This window comes from Vibrio agarilyticus (assembly GCF_012641465.1).
Taxonomy (GTDB): Bacteria; Pseudomonadota; Gammaproteobacteria; order Enterobacterales; family Vibrionaceae; genus Vibrio; species Vibrio agarilyticus.
The window spans coordinates 13,871-34,646 of sequence record NZ_JABAIK010000029.1; the positions used below are offsets into that span (position 1 = coordinate 13,871).

General features: G+C 47.1%; 19 protein-coding genes and 1 riboswitch. Of the genes, 9 read left to right on the forward strand and 10 right to left on the reverse strand.

All coding sequences use genetic code 11. From position 1 onward, the window contains the following. Positions 1 to 14 precede the first annotated feature (14 nt). The 3 genes from HGP28_RS18150 to ggt all read left to right on the forward strand — a co-directional run bounded on the left by HGP28_RS18150 (position 15) and on the right by ggt (position 2,871). Positions 15 to 665, forward strand: a complete 651-nt coding sequence (locus HGP28_RS18150) for a LysE family translocator (protein WP_168837860.1) — start codon at positions 15 to 17, stop codon at positions 663 to 665. A gap of 66 nt (positions 666 to 731) precedes the next feature. Next, the gene (locus tag HGP28_RS18155; protein ID WP_168837861.1) at positions 732 to 980 is read left to right on the forward strand and encodes a hypothetical protein; all 249 of its coding nucleotides are present in this window, start codon (positions 732 to 734) and stop codon (positions 978 to 980) included. 109 nt (positions 981 to 1,089) lie between these two features. After that, positions 1,090 to 2,871 carry a gamma-glutamyltransferase gene (gene ggt, locus HGP28_RS18160; protein ID WP_168837862.1) on the forward strand — a complete coding sequence of 594 codons (1,782 nt, stop codon included), beginning with the start codon at positions 1,090 to 1,092 and terminating at the stop codon, positions 2,869 to 2,871. Positions 2,872 to 3,660: 789 nt separating this feature from the next. On the opposite strand, the gene uvrD is transcribed toward ggt, so the two are convergent. Further along, positions 3,661 to 5,835, reverse strand: a complete 2,175-nt coding sequence (gene uvrD, locus HGP28_RS18165) for a DNA helicase II (RefSeq protein WP_168837863.1) — start codon at positions 5,833 to 5,835, stop codon at positions 3,661 to 3,663. Between the two features lie 268 nt (positions 5,836 to 6,103). On the opposite strand from uvrD, the gene HGP28_RS18170 reads away from it, so the two are divergent. The 4 genes from HGP28_RS18170 to HGP28_RS18185 all read left to right on the forward strand — a co-directional run bounded on the left by HGP28_RS18170 (position 6,104) and on the right by HGP28_RS18185 (position 8,685). Beyond that, a complete protein-coding gene (locus HGP28_RS18170; protein WP_168837864.1) occupies positions 6,104 to 6,367 on the forward strand; it encodes a BufA1 family periplasmic bufferin-type metallophore in 264 nt (87 codons plus the stop codon). 199 nt (positions 6,368 to 6,566) lie between these two features. Next, positions 6,567 to 7,439 (forward strand): MNIO family bufferin maturase, encoded by an 873-nt coding sequence (gene bufB, locus HGP28_RS18175; protein WP_343033950.1) that lies wholly within the window; start codon positions 6,567 to 6,569, stop codon positions 7,437 to 7,439. Next, the gene (locus HGP28_RS18180) at positions 7,426 to 8,217 is read left to right on the forward strand and encodes an HvfC/BufC N-terminal domain-containing protein (protein ID WP_168837865.1); all 792 of its coding nucleotides are present in this window, start codon (positions 7,426 to 7,428) and stop codon (positions 8,215 to 8,217) included. The genes bufB and HGP28_RS18180 overlap by 14 nt, the downstream gene beginning before the upstream one ends. Positions 8,218 to 8,220: 3 nt before the next feature. Then, positions 8,221 to 8,685 (forward strand): DoxX family protein, encoded by a 465-nt coding sequence (locus HGP28_RS18185; protein ID WP_168837866.1) that lies wholly within the window; start codon positions 8,221 to 8,223, stop codon positions 8,683 to 8,685. A 72-nt stretch (positions 8,686 to 8,757) separates the two neighbouring features. On the opposite strand, the gene tsrA is transcribed toward HGP28_RS18185, so the two are convergent. Together tsrA and HGP28_RS18195 are read right to left on the reverse strand one after the other, a co-directional pair. After that, positions 8,758 to 9,048 carry an H-NS-like global regulator TsrA gene (tsrA, locus tag HGP28_RS18190; RefSeq protein WP_168837867.1) on the reverse strand — a complete coding sequence of 97 codons (291 nt, stop codon included), beginning with the start codon at positions 9,046 to 9,048 and terminating at the stop codon, positions 8,758 to 8,760. 195 nt (positions 9,049 to 9,243) lie between these two features. Continuing rightward, positions 9,244 to 10,413, reverse strand: a complete 1,170-nt coding sequence (locus tag HGP28_RS18195; protein WP_168837878.1) for a multidrug effflux MFS transporter — start codon at positions 10,411 to 10,413, stop codon at positions 9,244 to 9,246. A gap of 152 nt (positions 10,414 to 10,565) precedes the next feature. Between HGP28_RS18195 and HGP28_RS18200 the strand changes: the two genes are divergently transcribed. Together HGP28_RS18200 and HGP28_RS18205 are read left to right on the forward strand one after the other, a co-directional pair. Next, positions 10,566 to 11,507, forward strand: coding sequence for a LysR family transcriptional regulator (locus HGP28_RS18200; RefSeq protein WP_168837868.1), 942 nt, complete (start codon positions 10,566 to 10,568; stop codon positions 11,505 to 11,507). A gap of 158 nt (positions 11,508 to 11,665) precedes the next feature. Continuing rightward, entirely contained in the window at positions 11,666 to 13,447 is a 1,782-nt protein-coding gene (locus HGP28_RS18205; protein ID WP_168837869.1) for an aminopeptidase P family protein, read from the forward strand. Positions 13,448 to 13,527: 80 nt separating this feature from the next. Here the strand turns inward: HGP28_RS18205 and thiH are convergent, their stop codons facing one another. The 7 genes from thiH to crcB form a co-directional block, all read right to left on the reverse strand. Then, positions 13,528 to 14,658: a 2-iminoacetate synthase ThiH gene (thiH, locus tag HGP28_RS18210; protein ID WP_168837870.1), complete on the reverse strand. Its 1,131-nt coding sequence runs from the start codon at positions 14,656 to 14,658 to the stop codon at positions 13,528 to 13,530. A gap of 17 nt (positions 14,659 to 14,675) precedes the next feature. Next, entirely contained in the window at positions 14,676 to 15,437 is a 762-nt protein-coding gene (locus HGP28_RS18215; protein WP_168837871.1) for a thiazole synthase, read from the reverse strand. A gap of 5 nt (positions 15,438 to 15,442) precedes the next feature. Then, positions 15,443 to 15,694 (reverse strand): sulfur carrier protein ThiS, encoded by a 252-nt coding sequence (gene thiS / locus HGP28_RS18220; RefSeq protein ID WP_168837872.1) that lies wholly within the window; start codon positions 15,692 to 15,694, stop codon positions 15,443 to 15,445. 57 nt (positions 15,695 to 15,751) lie between these two features. Further along, entirely contained in the window at positions 15,752 to 16,519 is a 768-nt protein-coding gene (locus HGP28_RS18225; RefSeq protein WP_168837873.1) for a HesA/MoeB/ThiF family protein, read from the reverse strand. Continuing rightward, complete coding sequence (locus HGP28_RS18230; RefSeq protein WP_168837874.1) at positions 16,509 to 17,897, reverse strand: thiamine phosphate synthase; 1,389 nt, start codon at positions 17,895 to 17,897, stop codon at positions 16,509 to 16,511. Before HGP28_RS18230 ends, HGP28_RS18225 begins: the two co-directional genes overlap by 11 nt. Continuing rightward, entirely contained in the window at positions 17,897 to 19,837 is a 1,941-nt protein-coding gene (thiC, locus tag HGP28_RS18235) for a phosphomethylpyrimidine synthase ThiC (protein WP_168837875.1), read from the reverse strand. The genes HGP28_RS18230 and thiC overlap by 1 nt, the downstream gene beginning before the upstream one ends. Before the next feature lie 142 nt (positions 19,838 to 19,979). Beyond that, a riboswitch (TPP riboswitch) is annotated at positions 19,980 to 20,078 on the reverse strand. A 77-nt stretch (positions 20,079 to 20,155) separates the two neighbouring features. Beyond that, the gene (gene crcB, locus HGP28_RS18240; RefSeq protein WP_168837876.1) at positions 20,156 to 20,539 is read right to left on the reverse strand and encodes a fluoride efflux transporter CrcB; all 384 of its coding nucleotides are present in this window, start codon (positions 20,537 to 20,539) and stop codon (positions 20,156 to 20,158) included. Between the last annotated feature and the right edge of the window lie 237 nt (positions 20,540 to 20,776).

Here is a 20,776-nt window from a genome sequence, read left to right on the forward strand (position 1 = left end):
TGTTGAGTATTTCCATGAGCGAGCTGCACCTTTTATTCACCCTTGCCACTGTCCATTTTGTCGGTCTAGTCAGTCCCGGCCCCGATTTTGCTCTTGTGGTACAAAGTACCAGCCACCATGGTCGCCGTGCAGGCCTTGCCATTGCGCTCGGCCTCGCTGTTGGCATTTTTCTTCACACTTTGCTCAGTCTTACTGGTGTCAGTTATCTTATTCAGCAGCATCCGATACTGGATGTTGCAATCACAGTTGCCGGCAGCAGCTACTTGCTTTACCTAGGCATTGGGGCGTTAAGGGCCACTTGGCACTATTTTCGTCATACTCATGGTTACGCGCAAACGCCCAAAGCTTCAGCCAACATTGGCGGCTCTCGCTCTGCATTTACACGTGGATTTATGACCAATATCCTCAACCCAAAAGCGCTGGTGTTTTTCATCAGTGTACTGTCCGCACTCGTGCCTGTAACGGCCAGTACCAGCTTCAAGTTTTCGGTCATTATTCTCTTTTTTGTGATTGCCTGGATTTGGTTTAGTGCATTGGCGTGGGTACTCTCGACGGCAACTATGCAGCGGCACATGCTACGTATTGCGCCCTATATTGATGCATTGTGTGGGGTACTGTTCACAACGATTGGTAGTGGTATTTTGCTTAACCTTCTTACACGTTAATCCATTACCCAACCATTGATTGTGTCGCACCTAGCTGTGCGAATACTCTTATAAGGAGACTTTTCGATGAATATTGATAAAGAACGCATTGAAACACTCGAAGAGCTACAAGCCTTCATCACGGCGGTCGAAAATGGCAGCTTTGCGCTTAACCATGTTGCGGGTATCGCACTTGCCACCAGCAATAGTACCGGCGAGCCATTTATCGTGGTACTGAATGATAAGCATCAGCCGCTAAAGGCACGCCTCGTCAGTGACTTTGTGTATCAAAACGGCAAAGAAATCGTTCGTCAAGGTAGCGGAGGGTTTCACTAGACTCGACGTTCACATTTTGAACTGCTAGGGTAAAATTTCACTTTAAACTGGTTTTTCATCAAGGTGTGTCTCTCTAAGTGAAGAACCTCGTAACACAAGGATGTGTTTCATGACGCGACTCAAGCCCCAGTACCTCTGGTTCACACTCTGCTGCTGCATCAACATACTCTTTAGCTCATCCCTCTTTGCTGCGATTTCACAGCAAAGCGATTCCCTTGACCCGGAATCTGCCACGGGAAGACAAATCCATAGTCAAATCAAGGCAAGTGATTGGATGGTGACGGCGGCGCATCCGCTCGCAACACAAATTGGCCATGATGTACTCACCCGTGGTGGTAATGCAATTGATGCTATGGTCGCGGTACAGTTAATGTTAGGGCTGGTTGAACCTCAATCTTCGGGCATTGGGGGTGGCAGTTTTTTAGTCTATTGGGATGCGAAAAATCAAGTACTCACCAGTTTTGATGGTCGCGAGACAGCGCCTCAAGGTGCGACGCCAAATCTGTTTCTCGACGCTTTCGGTCAGCCAATCGCTTTTTTTGACGCGGTGGTAGGAGGGCGCTCTGTCGGAGTGCCAGGCACGGTGATGCTTTTGTGGCAAACTCACCAACGCTATGGCTCACTGCCTTGGCCAAGTCTACTTCAGCCCGTAATCGAAACCGCTCGCCATGGGTTTGCAATCACGCCGAGACTTCACTCCTTGATCGAACGTGACCGCGATCGTTTGGTGTTATCTTCAACCACCCGTGACTATTTTTTGGATCACGACCACAAAGCAAAAAAAGTCGGCACCTTACTACAAAACTCAGCCTACGCAGACACATTGACGCAAATCGCTAAATGGGGTGCAGCAGGGTTTTATCAGGGCGCGGTGGCCGATGCGATAACGCGCAGCGTACGCGAGCACAGTAACCCTGGTGTAATCACCACGGAAGATTTGGCGCGTTATACCGTAAAAGAGCGTCCTCCCGTCTGTGCGCCCTACTTTGATTACCAGATTTGCGGTATGGGCCCGCCAAGCTCTGGTGCACTGACGGTTGGACAGATCTTAATGATCTCGAGTCATTTCAATCTCAAACAATGGGGCTCGCAAGATCCCCTGAGTTGGCAAGTGATCGGCGATGCCTCACGCTTGGCATTTGCTGATCGCAATCGCTACATCGCAGATAACGACTTCACGCCAGTTCCCATCGCAGGCTTACTCGACCCAGATTATATAAAGCAGCGCGCTTCACTGATCACTCCCGGCAAGGCAATGCGTTCGGCCATCGCAGGAACACCATCGTGGTCCCCTTCATTACCACGGCAATTGCCAAGACAAAATGGTGATTCACTCGAGCAACCGTCAACCACCCATTTTAATATTGTCGATCGCGCGGGGAATGTGGTCGCTATGACCAGCTCTATCGAAAATGCGTTCGGCGCACGCCTTATGACGGGCGGATTCTTGCTGAATAATCAATTAACTGACTTTTCGTTTCGCCCCGAGCAAGAAGGTACCATTATCGCCAACCATGTCGCACCAGGCAAACGTCCACGATCATCTATGGCGCCAACCATTGTTCTTCATCAAGGCAAGCCCTATCTTGCCGTCGGCTCCCCGGGTGGAAGCCGCATTATTGGTTACGTGGCTCAAACCCTTATCGCGCATACACAATGGGGCCTCACCATACAAGAAGCCATCAACTTGCCGCATCTCAGCAATCGCTTTGGCGTTTATGATCTTGAACAAAACACGCCTGCAGAGCAGTGGCACAAGCCACTGCAACAGCTTGGCTTTAAAACTCGTTCTCAGCCACTCAACTCAGGATTGCATGCGATTCGAATTCATAATGGACATCTTGAAGGGGCCGCAGACCCTCGTCGTGAAGGTATCGCCCTAGGAAAATGAGCCGTTAATGCAGCGATCTCCCAATTGCTTTGTGCGAGATCTCTTACAAAGAGATTGGGAGATCACCTATTTATCATCAAGAAATAACTCAAAATTTCAAAACAAATTATTGTTTTTAATGGATTTTTGTTTTATTTCATCAATATGGCAGTGGCGAAGATTATTTCGATAAACTCTTACGAAATCGATTTCGCGCTACTATGGATTTGTCGACAGGGATTCGACAGGGAACAGGAAATCACCAAGGATAGGTGTTCTTCAGGATGAAGAAACAATTGTTCAGGATGAGCAATTAGCACGGAACGCAATTGGACATTGAACGGACTCAAGAGCAACTAGGATGGTCGCTCCCAAGGAAGACAATGGACACCTCTGGACGAGGAAAGGATTGATCATCAGGATGATGTCAAGGACACCGCTCAGGGAACAAGTGATGTGAGCTAATCAGGATGATTAGTGGACCAGGATAAGGTCATGGACACCGCTAGGATGGCGACGAAAGGACTAAGCTGACGGACACAGCGTACTATCATGGAATGATGCAAGGAGCACCTTAGTAGCTGGATTGCTGCAAGTAAGACTATAACCCCGATGGGCCTAGCCCTCGGGGTTTTTCTTTATGTTTTTTATACCCGCCCGACTTGAAGCTGCAGCGGTGTTAGCTGGGTCTCACAAGCCTCATCACATAGCTCGCCGATGCTTAGAGGCCTTGTTTGTTTACCGCCTACCTGCATCTTGAGGTTACTTGGGTATCAAGGCGATTAATGGCTCAGCAGCCACCTCATTACCTTAGAGCTTTTCAAGTTTTGCATAAGCGGTCACTAACCACTTAATACCTTCACCATTGAATGCGACTTGAACTCGACTTTGCGCGCCACTGCCTTCAAAATTAATGATGGTGCCTTCGCCAAATTTCGGGTGTTTCACCCGAGCACCTAGGGTAAATCCGGTCTCATTAAAATTGTCTTTAACCGCTGTCGCACTAAAACGGCCGCTTGAGGTTGGTCTGGTCACTTGGGCTTTCATTCGAACTTCGTCAAGATGCTTTTCTGGCAACTCACGAATAAACCGCGACGGCTTATGATACTTATCTTGGCCGTAAAGACGACGCATCTCCGCGTAAGTGATATAAAGTTTTTGCATGGCACGCGTCATGCCTACGTAACACAAGCGGCGCTCCTCCTCCAATCGACCAGACTCCTCTGCAGACATTTGGCTTGGGAACATACCCTCTTCGACGCCAACCATAAAAACGAGTGGAAATTCCAACCCCTTGGCACTGTGTAACGTCATCATCTGCACCGCATCGTCAAACTCATCCGCCTGACCTTCACCCGCTTCGAGCGCGGCGTGAGTCAAAAATGCGGTGAGCAATGGCATATCATCCGCCTCTTCTGGCCGATCAAATTGACGTGTCGCCGTGACCAACTCTTCTAAGTTTTCAATTCGCGCTTTGGATTTTTCACCCTTTTCTGCCTGATACATTTCATACAGGCCGGATGCTTTGATGACATGATCCGTTTGCAGATGGAGCGGCATTTCGTGTGTGTCGTCTTCAAGCGCATTGATCAATTCAACAAATCGCGACAAGGCGCCACCAGCTCGTCCCGCCAGTACGCGCTCATCAAGTAAGGCAACGCTAGCATCCCACATGGTGCACCCTCGTTCGCGCGCCGCAAAACGAATGGTCTCCAGCGTTTTATCCCCTAAACCCCGTGTCGGTGTATTCACCACACGTTCAAAGGCAGCATCGTCATTACGATTGCTCAAAAGACGCAGGTAACTCAAGGCATCTCGAATTTCTTGGCGTTCAAAAAATCGCATGCCGCCATAAATTCGATAAGGCAAGCCAGCTTGAATGAGCGCTTCTTCAAGAACCCGTGACTGGGCATTATTACGATAAAGAATGGCAGCATCATTTAACACCCCGCCCTTATCTTGCCACTCTTTAATGCGGTTAACTGCAAAGCGGGCTTCATCTAACTCGTTGTATGCTGCATAAACCGAAATCGGCTCACCTTCCGCTCCATCGGTCCACAACTCCTTACCTAGGCGCTCGGTATTATTCGCGATTAACGTGTTGGCTGCGTTCAATATGGTTTTAGTTGATCGATAATTTTGTTCCAAACGAATGGTGTTTACTGAAGCAAATTCTTGAGTAAATTTTTCAATGTTCTCGACTTTAGCGCCACGCCAACCATAAATGGATTGATCGTCGTCTCCAACAATCATCACGTGGCTCTCTTTGCCAGCCATCATTCGTAGCCATGCGTATTGAATGTTATTGGTGTCTTGAAATTCATCGACCAAGATGTGTTTAAATCGCGCTTGATAGTGTTCTCGAATCAGCGGTTTATCACGAAGTAACTCATGCACTCGAAGTAGGATTTCCGCAAAATCCACCAAACCTGCGCGATCGCACGCCTCTTGGTACGCCGCATAAAGCTGCAGGTAGGTTTGCGTCACCGGATCGCGATAGCTATCAATATGTGCTGGGCGCAGCCCTTCATCTTTTTTGCCATTGATCCACCAAGCAACTTGGCGCGCAGGCCACTGTTTCTCATCCAGGTTTTGCGCTTTGATCAAGCGGCGCAGTAGGCGTTGCTGATCATCCGAGTCGATAATTTGAAAATCTTCCGGCAATTTTGCATCAAGATAATGGGCACGAAGGATACGGTGGCAAATGCCATGAAATGTACCGTTCCACATTCCAGAGGCGCTGCCCATCATTAACTCTTCGATACGTCCACGCATTTCTGCGGCCGCTTTATTAGTAAATGTGACCGACATAATTGAAAACGGCGATGCGTTTTCCACCGATAAAAGCCAAGCAATTCGATGAACTAACACACGCGTTTTTCCACTACCCGCGCCCGCAAGTACCAACAAATTTTGCAAAGGGGCAGCTACAGCTTCGCGTTGTTTATCGTTTAAACCGTCAAGTAACAGAGAAGGGTCAATCATAGTCAGCGCACTGGTTATTTATACATAGAAAGTGATTATAACCTAAACACTCTTAAGAAATGAGACAAAAAATTCACATTTTTATACTCAACAAAAACAAGCAATATCAATCAGATAAAAACAAACATTTACAAAACCAATGTTTAATTGGCAAATTTTCTGAAAGTTTTTCGTCGAGTTTTCTATCTTTTAAGTTAAGCAAGATGATGATTTTTCGCTCAGTCACTTGCTGACATAAATCACAAGGATACCTTCAGAGGAACAGATCATGAAAAAGTCTAATTTAGCCGTTACCGCTGCCATCACCGGAATCATTGCTATGGGTGGCACTATGCTCACAACCGCGCCAGCAACCGCAGCCCAAGACAAAGAAAAATGCTATGGCGTCGTAAAAGCAGGTAAAAATGATTGCGCCACCAAGACCACCTCTTGTGCGGGTACCTCAACTGAAGACAATCAATCAGATGCGTTTGTTATTGTGCCTAAAGGACTGTGCGATCGCCTCGTAGGTGGTAACACGACATCATCATAACTTGATCATTCATCGGCAACGGTTCACTCACTCAGCGCTCCAATAGTGGCGCGCGCAGCAAAAGCCTCGGAGCACAGGTGGTTTGTGTGATGAGGTTTCGCAAGCGCGGCTTAATGTATTTTTTGTTACGCGAGCTGCATCTCGCCGATGGTAGCCATTGATAAAGAGCCTACCTCAAAGCCAACCAAAGGACTGCGATGTGCAATTTGAGTATCACCCCAGCATAGGCGTCGGTCTAAGACAGCCTCATCACAGCGCATTCATGTGCCAGCGACCTCCGCTGCGTTGGATCGAAGTCCATAGTGAAAACTATTTCGCAATAAACAGCCCCGCGCGCATGACATTACGCACTTTGGCGCAGCAGTATAAAATCAGTTGTCATGGGGTGGGTTTATCTCTCGGTTCGGTTGAGCGAGTCAATCTCGCGCATCTCAACGCACTCATCTCGCTTATCAACGAGATTGACGCGTTTAAAGTGTCGGAGCATTTGAGTTGGTCCCACTCTGGGGGACATCACTTTAATGATTTATTGCCTCTGCCCTATACCGAAGAAGCACTCGATATCTTTTGTCGTAACGTACTTGAAGTGCAAGACGCTCTCAAGCGGCCTATTGCGATTGAAAACCCGTCCAGTTACCTGAGTTACTCTCACTCAACGATACCCGAGTGGGAGTTTCTTAATGCCGTCACTGAACGAACCGACTGCGAACTGCTGCTCGACCTCAATAACATTTATGTCTCTGGATTCAATCACGGCTTTGATGCGCAGCGATATATCGACGCGGTTCATTCGCATAAGGTCTGTGAAATTCATTTGGCGGGATTTAGCAAAAAGCAGTTAGCGCAAGGTGAAATTTGGATTGATACTCATAGCCAGCCGGTGTGTGAGGAGGTTTGGCAGCTCTATCAAATGTGGCTCACGCACCACGGACCAACGGACACTATGATTGAATGGGATACCGAGCTTCCAGAGCTTGAGGTTTTGCTTGGCGAAGCGCAAAAGGCGTCAAATTTCGCTGGCATGACATGTGCCGTGCCGTCGACCAAGGAGGCAAGCGATGCGTCTTGCTGAGCTGCAACGCCAGTTTGCTCTATCCCTCCTAGGCAAATCTCACTCGCTGATTGAGCACATCGAGAGCTCGATATTCAGTGGCGATGAACGGTTACAAATCTACCGTAACAACTTTAATTCAAGCTTGATTGACGTACTTGCTATGACTTATCCGATGATTCTCGCGCTCATCGGTGAACATTGTTTTCACCATCTTGCGCGCGTTCATATTCAACGTAACCCGCCAACCCAGGGCAGTGTCGATTGCTATGGGGAACATTTTGATGTGACCCTTACATCATTTCCCGAACTGACTAAGGCCGTCCCTTATGCCCCAGACGTCGCGCGTTTTGAATGGCAGATAGATAAAGCTCGCCAAGCCCACGACTATACTCAACCGTCATCTTCATGGCGACCGCTCGCGCAGTTAAGCTCAGTACCGGTTAGCGACCATGACAAAGTTTGCTTTCAGCTTCCTCTAGGAGCGCAATTTTGGGTCAGTGAGTATGCCGTTGCAACACTGCGAGAGGGCATTCTCAGCGGCAGAGTCGATAACATTGATTTCAACCAAGCCGAGTCTGGCATTGCGTTTGTCGACACTGACCCTATCGCACAAAAGCATGTGCTCGTGGCCACCGCACTCTCTTCAATCGAATATCAACTTGCCGATTCTTTGCACCAAGGCCTTTCTATTGGTGCGATTGCCGAACCCTTACTTACCAGTCTTGAATCGCTTATCCAACAGCGAATCGTTTTAGGTTTTCGGCTTAATTCTCATTCATTATCTAACAAGGAGTAAGTTATGCCTCAAGAGCATCGCAGTTGGCTTCAACATTACGAACGTCTCGTGTGTGGCCTGGAAACGTTTGTGGCTCCCGCGTTACTGCTGGTCTGCCGTTTATGGGTGGCTGTCGTCTTTTTTACCTCTGGCATGACCAAAATCAACACCTGGGAAAGTACGCTCTATCTATTTGAATATGAATATCAGGTTCCGCTACTCTCGTGGGAACTGGCGGCGATGCTCGGCACTATCACGGAGTTAGTGGTGCCATGCTTTATTGCCATTGGCCTTCTTACGCGCCCAATGGCCTGTGTTCTTTTTATCTTTAATATTATTGCGGTCTGGTCTTACCCTGCCCTTTGGCAGACTGGCTTCTATGATCATCAGCTGTGGGGACTTATGTTGCTGATCGTCGTCGTTTGGGGACCTGGAATATTGTCAGTGGATCACTTTGTAAGGCAATTGATGGGACGTGATAAGCCGTAGGCAAGTAAACGTTTATTCAGCTTAAGAATGAAAGAAATAAAACAAAAAAATCCCCGCTGATGCGGGGATTTTTTAAGCATGACGCTTAGCAAGATAGGCTTTTAGTTCATCGGCACTGATGCCTTGTTCGGACAACTGTTTTGCCAGAACCTCAACCTGCTCCTCTTTACGAGACTCAAGTACTTGCTGAAACTGAAACGTCAGCTCACGCAAAATGGAGACTGGAATGCGCTTTGCGGCACTGCGGATGCGCTCTCCACTTTGTTGACCCAGTTCATTTAATAAACGGCTGAACATCACCTTTTCTGGTGACTCCTCCATCTGCTCCATAATACGAGCAATTTCAATTACTGATAATGACATTCGATAGTTGGTTTCAAATTGATTAATTTCGCTTCAGCTATAAATATACACCGCTTACGAGAATTGGAAAACTCACTAATGCAATTGTTCGGTCAGTACTTTCATTATCCAGTGATTTTTTTTGCGACATTGATTCCAATTATCTTATTATCCAAATAGTTATCCAATGTAGCACAGTAAAAAATACGAAAACTTTTATACCGAATGCTGCAGATTATGATGCCACTGCTTACCGCTTTGGGAAAATAATACTAATAATGCTGGCAACAATAGCAACATGTGGCACGCAATAAGCCATTGAGGCTCCGGTACAATCCGCTGCATCAAACCGACCAGCAATCCAGCACCACTCATTTGAAATAATCCGAGAATGGCTGCTGCCGTCCCAGCTTTGTCACCAAAAGGCTCTAAGGATTTACCCGCAGCACACCCTAAAATAGACGCAAAGCCAATTGATGACATAAAAATCGGTAGCATAAACGCAAGTGGGTGAGCCCAATCGCTCAAAAGCAACATCAAGAGTGCACCAAAACTTAGCACCATCACACCAAAGACTAATGTGAATCGTGTTCCCCAGCGATCAGTCATCTTAGGCGCAATAAAGCTGGCAAGTATGTTAACCACAGCGTTAATCCCAAACCAAAATGTGAATGCGTCCATAGAAAGCCCCATGCGTTCCATCAACGCGATGGGGGCCGAGGTCACGTAGGCTAAAATAACCGCCATCGCGCCCATACACAGCGAGGCATGAAACACAAACGATGGCGTGCTCAATACGGCCCAATAACGACTTAACTTAAACACGTTTTGCGCAGGTCCAGATTGATTCGGGTTGGTCTCACGCAACTGGAAAAAGATTACCACGCCAGTGAACGCAGCAAACAGCGCCATAAAACTAAAATTAGCGCGCCAGTCAAATTGCTGTGTCAGCCAACTTCCAAGGATCGGTGCAAGCGCAGGAATAAAGCAGATAGCACCATTGAGGTAGCTGATCATTTTGCCACTTTCTTTTTCTCCGAATATATCGCGAACCGTCGCAAAAGCCGCCACTGATGTCGCACAGGCCCCTAAACCTTGCAGTAAACGAGCAGCCAACATCCACTCTATGGATTGTGCGCCCCACGCCAATAAGGCGCTCAACCCATAAACAGAGATCCCGGCTAGTGCGACGGTTCGACGTCCAAGTTTGTCTGCCAATGGTCCAGCAAACAGCTGACCGATACCCATAGCAAACAAAAAGTAAGTGATCGTATCTTGAGCCAGTGCGTGACTCACTGCAAAATCATTGGCCATCGTCGGCAAAGCCGGCAAATAAATATCAATGGCCAAAGGACTAAAAAACACCAATAGGGTTAAAATAGCCATCTGCGTTTTACTGGGACGAGATTCATTTCGCGAGTGATTCAGTGCCACGTATTACTCCAAGATCGTAGTCATAATGCCGCGAGAATACGCGTGATAAGATATGAACGGAAATGATGTATACTCATGGATATTATTCCCATACAGAATATCCAATGAATTACGAAAAACTAGCGCGCCTTGACCTTCATTTGCTGGTCTGCTTTCGAGTATTACTTGAAGAGCTCAATGTTACGCGAGCGGCGCACCGCTTGTGCTTAAGTCAGTCTGCCGTCAGTAAATCCTTAGCCAAATTACGCGTTCAGTTTGATGATCCTCTATTTACCCGCCATGCTCACGGATTAACGCCAACCCCACGCGCGCTCTATCTCAAACCAAAAATTGATGGACTGATCCACCATCTAGATACATTAACCCAACCGGAAAGCTTTACGCCTCATAGCAGTGAATATCACTTTCAGTTGGCAACCGTAGAAAGTGTTTATCCGCTGATACTGCCCCATTTTTTACCGGTCATATTCCAGCAAGCTCCAGGCGTGACCATTAGCACGCACTCATGGTCAGATCAAACCTTTAAAATGCTACAAAGGGGCGAGCTTGATTTAGGCATAACCGGTAAAGACATTGACATCAATGACGCAAAACTAACAATGACTGCCCCCGATGATGTGTGTGAGTTAGAAATTTATCGCGATCATCAAATGTGTATCGTTCGTAAAGATCATCCCGCGCTTCACTCAAAATGGAACTTGAACGCGTATCTCGCACTTCGACACGTTCAAGTTCGTTGTGATGGCAATGACCGCTGGCTACTCGATTACCGTCTTGCCGATCTTGGATGCAAACGCGATATTGCAGTCACCGTCCCCGACTTCAACAGCGCCGCGAGTTTATGCTCCTACACTGACTTTGTGTTCACTGCCCCAAGCCATTTTGTCACACTGGCAGCCAAACAACTTAATTTAGCCATATTGCCACTTCCACTTGAGTTTCCAGCAATGGCCTATACCCTCTTTTGGCATCGTGAACGAGAAAATGAGCCTGCATTAAGCTGGCTTCGATCTATTATTACTCAAAAAACGTTACACCTTAGATAGCAAAAATTAGCCGCTTCAAGCACATTCATTTCGACGCAATTCAAATGTAAGACACCTGTTTGATTGACCTAAAATCGGTGTAAGATAGGCCTATTAACGCTGCACTCATTTGCTTTATACCCAGCGTCGGCTCGTATTAATTCCAATAAGGACTGTTCATGCACGAAACCATTAACCACCGCATAGCGGCCATCCGCAAATGGATGGAACAGCAGAATATCGATGCGTTTTACCTTCCCCACGAAGATGAATTTCTCGGAGAATACGTTCCCGCTCATAATGAGCGTTTAGCATGGTTAACCGGTTTTACAGGTTCAGCAGGCGCTGCAGTGATCACTCAAACACAGGCGGCAATGTTTGTTGACGGTCGCTATACCGTACAAGTAACCAAACAAGTTCCCAACACCCTATTTGAGTATCGTCACCTTATTGAAGAGCCGGCACTAGAGTGGATAAAACAGCATGTCACACTCGGCGCCAAAGTCGCACTTGACCCTCGAATGCACAGTTGTGCTTGGCTAGAACAAGCGCAAGAACGCCTTGCAGGCCAGTACACCCTCACATTACTCAATGACAATCCGATTGATGCACTCTGGCAAGATCGCCCTCAACCACTTGGCTCAATGGCACGACTGATGCCATTGAGTAGTGTTGGCCAATCAAGCGAAAGTAAACGAATTGAAATTGGGCGAGCCATTGCAAACCTTGGCGCGGATTCTGCTGTCATCACTGCATTGGATTCGATTTGCTGGCTCCTTAATATTCGCGGGCTTGATGTGCCTCGTCTACCCGTCTTACTGTCGCATGCTCTATTACACAAAAATGGCGATGTCGACTTCTTCATCGAAGCCGACCGCTTACCTGCCGAATTTGCTGAGCATGCAGGCCCTGGTGTGAGAGTGATGGCGCCAGAGCAGCTCAGCGTGCAACTGCAAAAACTGACCAACACCCATGTACTACTCGATCCCAATGGCAGCAGTGCTTGGTTTAAGCTTACTTTGCAAAATGCCGGCGCATTGGTCATTGCATCCGCAGACCCTTGTCTAATGCCGAAAGCGACTAAAAATGAGGTAGAGATTGCAGGCATGAAAGCCTGTCATATTACCGATGGCGTTGCTATGGTGAAGTTTTTGTCTTGGCTTGATAACGAAGTTGCTCATAACCGACTTCATGATGAAGCGACTCTTGCTGACACTCTAGAAACGTTTCGTCGCCAAGATGAAGCACTGGTCGATTTAAGCTTTGACACGATTTCAGCCGCTGGCAGCAATGCGGCAATGTGCCACTATAACCACATCAACCAAGCCGTTCCTGGTCAGCTTGCATTGAACACCTTGTACCTTGTTGACTCTGGTGGCCAGTACACCAATGGAACAACAGACATCACTCGCACTATTGCTATCGGTGAGCCGACCGCCGCGATGAAAACTCAGTTCACTCTCGCGCTCAAAGGGCATATTGGTATCGCTACCGCACGCTTTCCCAAAGGAACCCGTGGCTATCAGCTTGATACGTTGGCGCGCCAGCACCTTTGGGCACAAGGCTATGATTATGACCATGGTACTGGCCACGGTGTGGGTCATTTTTTAAGTGTTCATGAAGGGCCCGCCAGTATTTCAAAACGACAAATCGATGTTCCGCTGGCAAAGGGTATGGTGCTATCAAATGAGCCAGGCTATTACCGGGCTGATCATTTTGGCATTCGCATTGAAAATTTAGAGCTGGTCGTTGAAAAGGAAACACTTGGCGACTTTCCTATCCTTACCTTTGAGTCACTCACACGATGCCCCATCGATAAGCGCAACGTCGTCGTTGATTTACTCAGCACCGATGAGGTTCAGTGGCTTAATGATTATCACCAACTGGTTTGGTCATCGCTTGAGCATTTGGTTGAAGGTGATACCAAAGCATGGCTTCGTGAAGCGACCCTACCGCTATAGTAAACCTCATTCAATATGATTCTAAACAGGGCGATGTTTCACGTGAAACATCGCCCTTTTCGTTAATGCTAATAATGCTGCTAGCCTGAGTACGCACGGTGCCAATCGCGCCAAACGGGATCAAACCCTTTATGGCGAATCATTGCCTCAACCGCTGCAGCGCTACGCTCATCACTGATCTCAAACTGTTCAAGCGCGACATCATCGGGGTTTGCATAACCTCCGGGCTGAGTTTTCGATGCCGCAGATAACGTCGTAATACCCAGCGGTAACACATGATCGCGAAACAATGATGACTCCCTTGTTGATAGCGACAGTTCAACTTCAGGATTCAACAGTCGATAAGCGCAAATCAACTGCACGAGCTGTTTATCTGTCATCACCGATTTTGGCTGTACTATGTTGTCTTTCGTCGTCCCCTCACAGGGGCGCAAACGAGGAAACGATATTGAATAACGCGTCTGCCAATAGGTTCGCTCGAGATAATCCAGATGAGCGGCGACGTAAAAACATTCGGTTCGCCAATCATCAAGTCCAATTAAAGCCCCTATCCCTATCTTATCAATCCCAGCTCGAGCGAGACGATCGGGTGTTTCTAAGCGAAAACGAAAATCGGTTTTATTACCACGTAAATGATGCTGAGCGTAAGTTGAGGGGTGATAGGTTTCTTGATAAACCATCACAGCATCAAGTCCTAATTGTTTTAATTCTTGATAGTCATCCTGCTTTAATGGCTGAACCTCCATTGAGAGATAACTAAATTGCTGTTTTATCAGTGGCAATACTTGACGAAAGTAATTCATTCCGACTTTGGTTTCATGTTCGCCAGTGACTAAAAGTAAGTTATCAAACTTCATCTGTTTAATCGCAGCCATCTCACGTTCAATTTCATCCATCGACAGCGTGCGTCGTTTTATTCGATTCTCCATCGAAAAACCACAGTAGGTACACGCGTTAGAGCATAGATTAGAGAGATAGAGCGGTATATAAAGCGACATTGTATTACCAAACCGCTTACGGGTCGCTGCATATGACAGCTGCGCCATCTGTTCAAGATAGGGCTCTGCCGCCGGAGAAATGAGCGCTTTGAAATCGTCCAAATTCCGTTTGGTTTTAGTGAGGGCTCGCTCAACGTCTTGGGCCGTTTTGGAATAAACAGAAAGCCGAATATCATCCCAATCGAGCTCTCTGAAATAGTGATAGAACGTCATATCGTATCCTTACATGACTATTCGAGAAATGCGGTAAGCGGGCTGGATGCAACCGCATGTGATACCTGCCCTGCAAGCCCTGCTTCATAAGCTAACCGACCAGACTCAACGGCAAGCTTGAACGCTTTAGCCATCGCGATCGGATCGCTTGCAGCCGCTATCGCGGTATTGACCAACACAGCGTCTGCGCCCATTTCCATTGCCAAGGAAGCGTGTGAAGGAGCACCGATACCCGCGTCAACAATCACTGGAACCTTTGCTTGGTCGATGATGATCTCCAAAAAATCACGCGAAGCGATACCTTTGTTCGAACCAATTGGCGCACCAAGCGGCATCACCGCAGCGCAGCCCACTTCCTCTAAACGCTTACACAAAACTGGGTCAGCATGGCAATAAGGCAGCACAATGAACCCTAATTTCACCAACTGTTCGGCCGCGTTCAATGTTTCGATGGGATCGGGCATCAAGTATTTTGGGTCCGGGTGGATTTCCAGTTTTAGCCAGTTGGTGCCTAACGCCTCGCGTGCCAGCTCAGCGGCAAACACGGCGTCTTTAGCATTTTTGGCACCTGAAGTGTTCGGAAGCAAATTCACGCCAGATTGAATTAAAGGCCACAAAATGTCATCTTGCTGATCACTCACATCAACCCGCTTTAGTGCCATAGTCGCCAACTGTGAGCCTGACGCTTGGATCGCTTTAGCCATCAAAGTGCTATTAGCAAACTTACCTGTACCGGTAAATAAGCGTGATTGGAACTCTTTGTCACCAATTTTAAGCATTGCGATTACCCCCCAGCGATCGCTTGAAACAGAGAGATGCTATCACCCTCTGATAGACAGGTACGGCTCCATTCGCTGCGCGGTACCACGGTATTGTTAATTGCAAACACACAACCCAGCTCAGGCAGACCCAACTGGCAAATGATCTGCTGTAAATCTGATTGAGCGGTGATCTGATGTTCCTGACCATTGACAACCACAGTGACGACTTCTTTGCCGTTGTGTTGCCGTTGAAGTTTAGGAATATGGATTGTCATATTATCGACTCCAATTCATTGCAGAAAATGTCTTTGCTTACGCATAACGGCATTTAATTAATCTAGATAGTTCGCACAAACTGGGCATTGCTCATCTTTGCTAATCGATAAGGTTTGCCACTGCATTCGAAGCCCATCAAACAGATGCAGTTGGCCTGTTTCAATACCAAACCGTCCAGTTGCGAGTTTTTGAATTGCGGCCAGTGCTTGGTAATTGCCAAGCGTGCCGACCACAGGTCCCACCACGCCACTATCGCTGCATCGTTGTTTAGTCGGCAGTTCATCAAAAGGCACCAAACAGCGATAACACCCTTTTTTTTGATCATCCTGCGAATAATCGAACACCGCAAACTGCCCTTGCCAACCAATCGCAGCGGCAGAAACTAGCGGCGTTTTATGTGCAAAACAGACTTGGCTAATCTGATGCCGAGTGGCAAGGTTATCGGTGCAGTCGAGCACCAAATCCGCCAACATGACTTCCAACTGCAACTGCGAGTGTTCTAACCGCTGGCTGAGGGCGCGCACGTTAACCATGGGATTCAAAGCAAGAAGTTGGGCTTTGGTAGTGTCACTTTTACTTTGCCCAAGATCCGCTTCACGGTAAATGACTTGCCTTTGTAGGTTGCTACTATCAACAACATCATCATCAACCACGACCAATTTTCCCACGCCCGCCGCAGCCAGATAGAGACTAGCTGCACTACCCAAACCACCGCATCCAATCATTAAAACATGAGAATGACTCAGCGCAGCCTGCCCCTGCTCGCCAATTTCCGGTAGTGCGATTTGTCGTTGGTATCGAAAGAACTGTTTATCAGAAAGCATGCTGGACTCCTGACTCACCGAATGTTGATGCGCTCTGAGAACGGTTGGATTTTCCTATATCCTGCTGCATCAGCTGGTTGAAATAGCCAATCACAGTTGCTGGACATTGTGCGAGCGTGATGGCTCGTACAACGGCCAAACAGGACACACCTGTTTGCCAAACTTGCTCTGCGTTTGACTGGTCAATGCCACCAATCGCAACCGTAGGAAACCCAAAGCGGGTGGGGTTATTCGACTCAAACGATTCACTTTGACCATAGGGAATGCTATCAATCAACTTCTGATACAGAGCCAAACGAACCAAACCTTGCGGCTTGGATGGCATCTCTTTCGTGGTAGTTGGAAAAATGTGTCCCAACGCAATGTAGCTTGGGTTAATTTGAATAATGCGCAGCAGCTCATAATAACCATGGGTCGACAGACCAAGCTTAATGCCAGCCGCGCTGAGTTGAGCGAGGTTAGACGCTTCGATATCTTCTTGACCAAGATGAACGCCAAACGCACCATGCTCGATGGCGAGCTGCCAATAATCATTAATAAAGACTTGAGCATTGTATTGCCGACCAAGTGCTATCGCGCGCTCAATTTGAAGCTCCAAATCAGCTTGTTGAGGATCTTTGATCCGCAATTGAATCGTATTGATGCCAAGTGCCAACAGCGTCTCAATCCACGTAACGTCATCCACAACGGGATACAAACCCAGGCTCTCTTTGGTCATGGTAGGAAAACTCACTGAATGCCCTTGTGGTGACCAACCCACCTGAATTCCCAAGCCCGAATGCTCAAGTACTGGGATCGGAAAATCTTTAAACTCACAGGCCCACTGACCAGCAATCTTACCCTCATCGCACTTTGATGTTTCACGTGAAACATCGTTTTGCTTTGATGCCATAGCGCGCGATAACGTCAGTGCATCTTCAAGAGGGAATTCCAGCGTCAATAACACCAGGGTCCAAGCAAAATGATGCTCCTTTCTAAACGATTGCTTCGCCTTCTGACTTATCGATAGCGCCCTAACCTCGTTATTAATTGGGTGACGCCAAATATCAAGGCATTGAGTCTCACCTTCTGCGAGAGCATCCTCAACACCAATAAAAACAGAGCGAGAGGATTGATGGAGGCAATTAGGTACAGACAAGTCCGAACGATAAAACAATCGGACAGCGTTAGTACCAGCACTGCTTTGCGAGATCTCACCCGCCAAATCCGTATCGAGTTGGACTGTATGGCTATCAGTAGCAATGTGAACCGATTGAGTTGGGCTTACGCCCAGCTCAATCTCATCAACGGCAAATCCTTGCTCTTTCGCCAACAGCAAACACTGCTCAATCAAACCAATAAGGTTTTCCAGTGATGGCGGAATAAGGAGTTTGTTCATTACTCACCTGCCTCAGCGTGCGCGGCAGGATGGTAAAGTTCGGCGCCTGAGGCGCGAAATTCTGCCGATTTCTGCCGCATACCTTCCAGTGGATCATCGAGCATCTTGATGGAAATTGCTCTATCAGCGGCGACCTGCTCTTTGTCTTTCGCATACTCGCGCACTTCTTGTGAAATTTTCATTGAGCAAAATTTAGGGCCGCACATCGAGCAAAAATGAGCAACCTTGCCAGATTCTTGAGGTAAGGTTTCATCATGGAACGCGCGTGCCGTATCGGGGTCGAGAGATAAGTTGAACTGGTCTTCCCAACGAAATTCAAAGCGCGCTTTTGATAATGCATTATCGCGCACTTGTGCTCCGGGATGTCCTTTGGCCAAGTCAGCAGCGTGCGCAGCCAACTTATAGGTAATCATGCCTGTTTTAACATCTTCTTTGTTTGGTAACCCCAAATGTTCTTTGGGTGTGACATAGCAGAGCATTGCACAGCCGTACCATCCAATCATCGCAGCACCGATACCCGAAGTAATATGGTCATACCCGGGTGCGATGTCGGTAGTTAACGGGCCTAGAGTATAGAATGGTGCTTCGTGACAATGTTTCAGTTGCTCATCCATGTTTTGCTTAATCATATGCATAGGAATATGGCCAGGTCCTTCAATGATGACCTGAACATCATATTCCCATGCGATCTTGGTTAGCTCTCCGAGCGTACGTAGCTCAGCAAATTGGGCTTCATCGTTGGCATCTGCCACAGAGCCAGGTCGAAGACCATCACCAAGAGACAGGGCAACATCATATTGAGCACAAATTTCACAAATTTCGCGGAAATGGGTGTAAAGAAAACTCTCTTGGTGGTGCGCTAGACACCATTTCGCGATAATCGATCCACCGCGAGAAACGATGCCCGTTACTCGTTTGGCAGTCATTGGAACATAACGTAGCAAAATCCCGGCATGGATCGTGAAATAGTCAACGCCCTGTTCCGCCTGCTCAATAAGCGTATCGCGCATGACCTCCCAATTGAGATCTTCCGCAATGCCATTAACCTTCTCCAATGCTTGGTACATAGGCACTGTACCAATAGGAACCGGGCTATTGCGTAATATCCACTCACGGGTCTCATGAATATTGCGCCCAGTGGATAGATCCATGACCGTATCACCGCCCCAACGCGTTGCCCAAACTAACTTTTCAACCTCTTCTTCAATGGAAGAAGACACCGAGGAATTGCCGATATTGGCATTCACTTTGACTAAGAAATTACGGCCGATGATCATCGGCTCAGATTCTGGATGATTAATATTTGAGGGAATTATCGCACGCCCCTGGGCCACTTCGTTGCGAACGAACTCTGGCGTGATCTCTTGAGGTAAATTTGCTCCGAAACTCTCGCCAGAATGCTGCTGCGTTAACATTTCATTACGATAGGATGCACGACCCATATTCTCACGTAACGCGATATACTCCATCTCAGGGGTAATGATCCCTTGTCGAGCATAATGAAGTTGTGTTACGCAGTGTCCTGCTTTAGCACGCCGAATTTTCGGTAAATTACCATAGCGTAACTCATCAAGTGTATGATCATCTAAGCGTGCTTTACTATAAACTGAACTGACTTCATTCAGCTGTTCTGTATCCCCACGCTCATCAATCCAATCGCGACGAAGCTGAGGCAGGCCATGATATAAATCGATGATGTGCTCAGGGTCGGTATAAACACCAGATGTGTCATAAACACGAATTGGTTCATTAGATTCAAAAATAGGTGCCGCTTTTGTTCCGCCAATAAGTGTGTCAGAAAGCGAAATTTCACGCATCGGTACACGAATATCATCACGTGAACCGTGAACATAGACTTTAGTGGAATTGGGATATGGTTGTACTGATAACGTATCAATAAAACGTTTGGCTTCTAGCCTCGCTTGTTTGCGACTCGACATAGCATTCTTCCTTGCTCATTTGTATAAATGTATGGAGTAGAAATGCTTGACGGAAAAATGCACAAGAGTATTCGAATAGACAAAACAGTATCACTGTTTCGACAATAGCAGTCGATATAAACGAACTGAATCAACATGTGACTAAGTATCGTCTCTTGTTCCCTTCGCAGGTGTTAACCTGATCAGGTTCAACGGATCCCGAATTAACGGTCTCAGCCAAAAGGCACTCCGACAAGTAAATCTGATGAATAAATTTTCATCAACTGGACGCATTATAGAGAACGGTCGAATAAAAACCAAGCGATTCGAGGATTTATACTAACTGCTTTTAATTAATTGGAAGCCTATCCAACATGCAGTGATGCTGAGAATAACATTCAGTACAATATTGGCAGCTAGCTTAATAAATGCGCCTTGCTGCAACATTAAAATGTTATCCATAGAAAAAGTAGAAAAGGTAGTCAATGCGCCTAAAAAGCCTAAGCCGATAATCTGACGCCATGGATCCGAAGCTAATAATTCATTTTCAAATGCAGCGACCAGTACACCCATAACAAATGAACCGACGACATTGACCGTCAATGTGCCATATGGAAACCCTCGCCCAAATAAAGCAATACATAGCTCAGAAATTAAGTACCGCGAACAAGCACCAAATGCGCCGCCAATTGCTATATAGCTAAGTACTACCATTTGTGACATATCGCTTTCCTCCTTCTGATACAAATTCATTGTATGCTTTTAAATGACTAAACCGAAGCAACTGGTCGAAAAGCGTTGAAAATTATCCCACTGTTCTAATCAAACCAATAACGGTGGCAAGAGTGATAGCAACGACTGAACACTCGCTAATCAGAATGTAACCCTTCCCGAAAAGCTGGTCGTTAGCAATTAGAGTTTTTCCGTTTACACTGAAACAAACGGAGAACGTCTGATGAA

What these genes read in the sequence shown, in the direction of transcription:
- HGP28_RS18150 (WP_168837860.1), top strand. Translation starts at nt 15, where the DNA reads ATGAGCGAGCTGCACCTTTTATTCACCCTTGCCACTGTCCATTTTGTC.
- HGP28_RS18155 (WP_168837861.1), top strand. Translation starts at nt 732, where the DNA reads ATGAATATTGATAAAGAACGCATTGAAACACTCGAAGAGCTACAAGCC.
- ggt (WP_168837862.1), top strand. Translation starts at nt 1,090, where the DNA reads ATGACGCGACTCAAGCCCCAGTACCTCTGGTTCACACTCTGCTGCTGC.
- uvrD (WP_168837863.1), bottom strand. Translation starts at nt 5,835, where the DNA reads ATGATTGACCCTTCTCTGTTACTTGACGGTTTAAACGATAAACAACGC.
- HGP28_RS18170 (WP_168837864.1), top strand. Translation starts at nt 6,104, where the DNA reads ATGAAAAAGTCTAATTTAGCCGTTACCGCTGCCATCACCGGAATCATT.
- HGP28_RS18180 (WP_168837865.1), top strand. Translation starts at nt 7,426, where the DNA reads ATGCGTCTTGCTGAGCTGCAACGCCAGTTTGCTCTATCCCTCCTAGGC.
- HGP28_RS18185 (WP_168837866.1), top strand. Translation starts at nt 8,221, where the DNA reads ATGCCTCAAGAGCATCGCAGTTGGCTTCAACATTACGAACGTCTCGTG.
- tsrA (WP_168837867.1), bottom strand. Translation starts at nt 9,048, where the DNA reads ATGTCATTATCAGTAATTGAAATTGCTCGTATTATGGAGCAGATGGAG.
- HGP28_RS18195 (WP_168837878.1), bottom strand. Translation starts at nt 10,413, where the DNA reads ATGGCTATTTTAACCCTATTGGTGTTTTTTAGTCCTTTGGCCATTGAT.
- HGP28_RS18200 (WP_168837868.1), top strand. Translation starts at nt 10,566, where the DNA reads ATGAATTACGAAAAACTAGCGCGCCTTGACCTTCATTTGCTGGTCTGC.
- HGP28_RS18205 (WP_168837869.1), top strand. Translation starts at nt 11,666, where the DNA reads ATGCACGAAACCATTAACCACCGCATAGCGGCCATCCGCAAATGGATG.
- thiH (WP_168837870.1), bottom strand. Translation starts at nt 14,658, where the DNA reads ATGACGTTCTATCACTATTTCAGAGAGCTCGATTGGGATGATATTCGG.
- HGP28_RS18215 (WP_168837871.1), bottom strand. Translation starts at nt 15,437, where the DNA reads ATGCTTAAAATTGGTGACAAAGAGTTCCAATCACGCTTATTTACCGGT.
- thiS (WP_168837872.1), bottom strand. Translation starts at nt 15,694, where the DNA reads ATGACAATCCATATTCCTAAACTTCAACGGCAACACAACGGCAAAGAA.
- HGP28_RS18225 (WP_168837873.1), bottom strand. Translation starts at nt 16,519, where the DNA reads ATGCTTTCTGATAAACAGTTCTTTCGATACCAACGACAAATCGCACTA.
- HGP28_RS18230 (WP_168837874.1), bottom strand. Translation starts at nt 17,897, where the DNA reads ATGAACAAACTCCTTATTCCGCCATCACTGGAAAACCTTATTGGTTTG.
- thiC (WP_168837875.1), bottom strand. Translation starts at nt 19,837, where the DNA reads ATGTCGAGTCGCAAACAAGCGAGGCTAGAAGCCAAACGTTTTATTGAT.
- crcB (WP_168837876.1), bottom strand. Translation starts at nt 20,539, where the DNA reads ATGTCACAAATGGTAGTACTTAGCTATATAGCAATTGGCGGCGCATTT.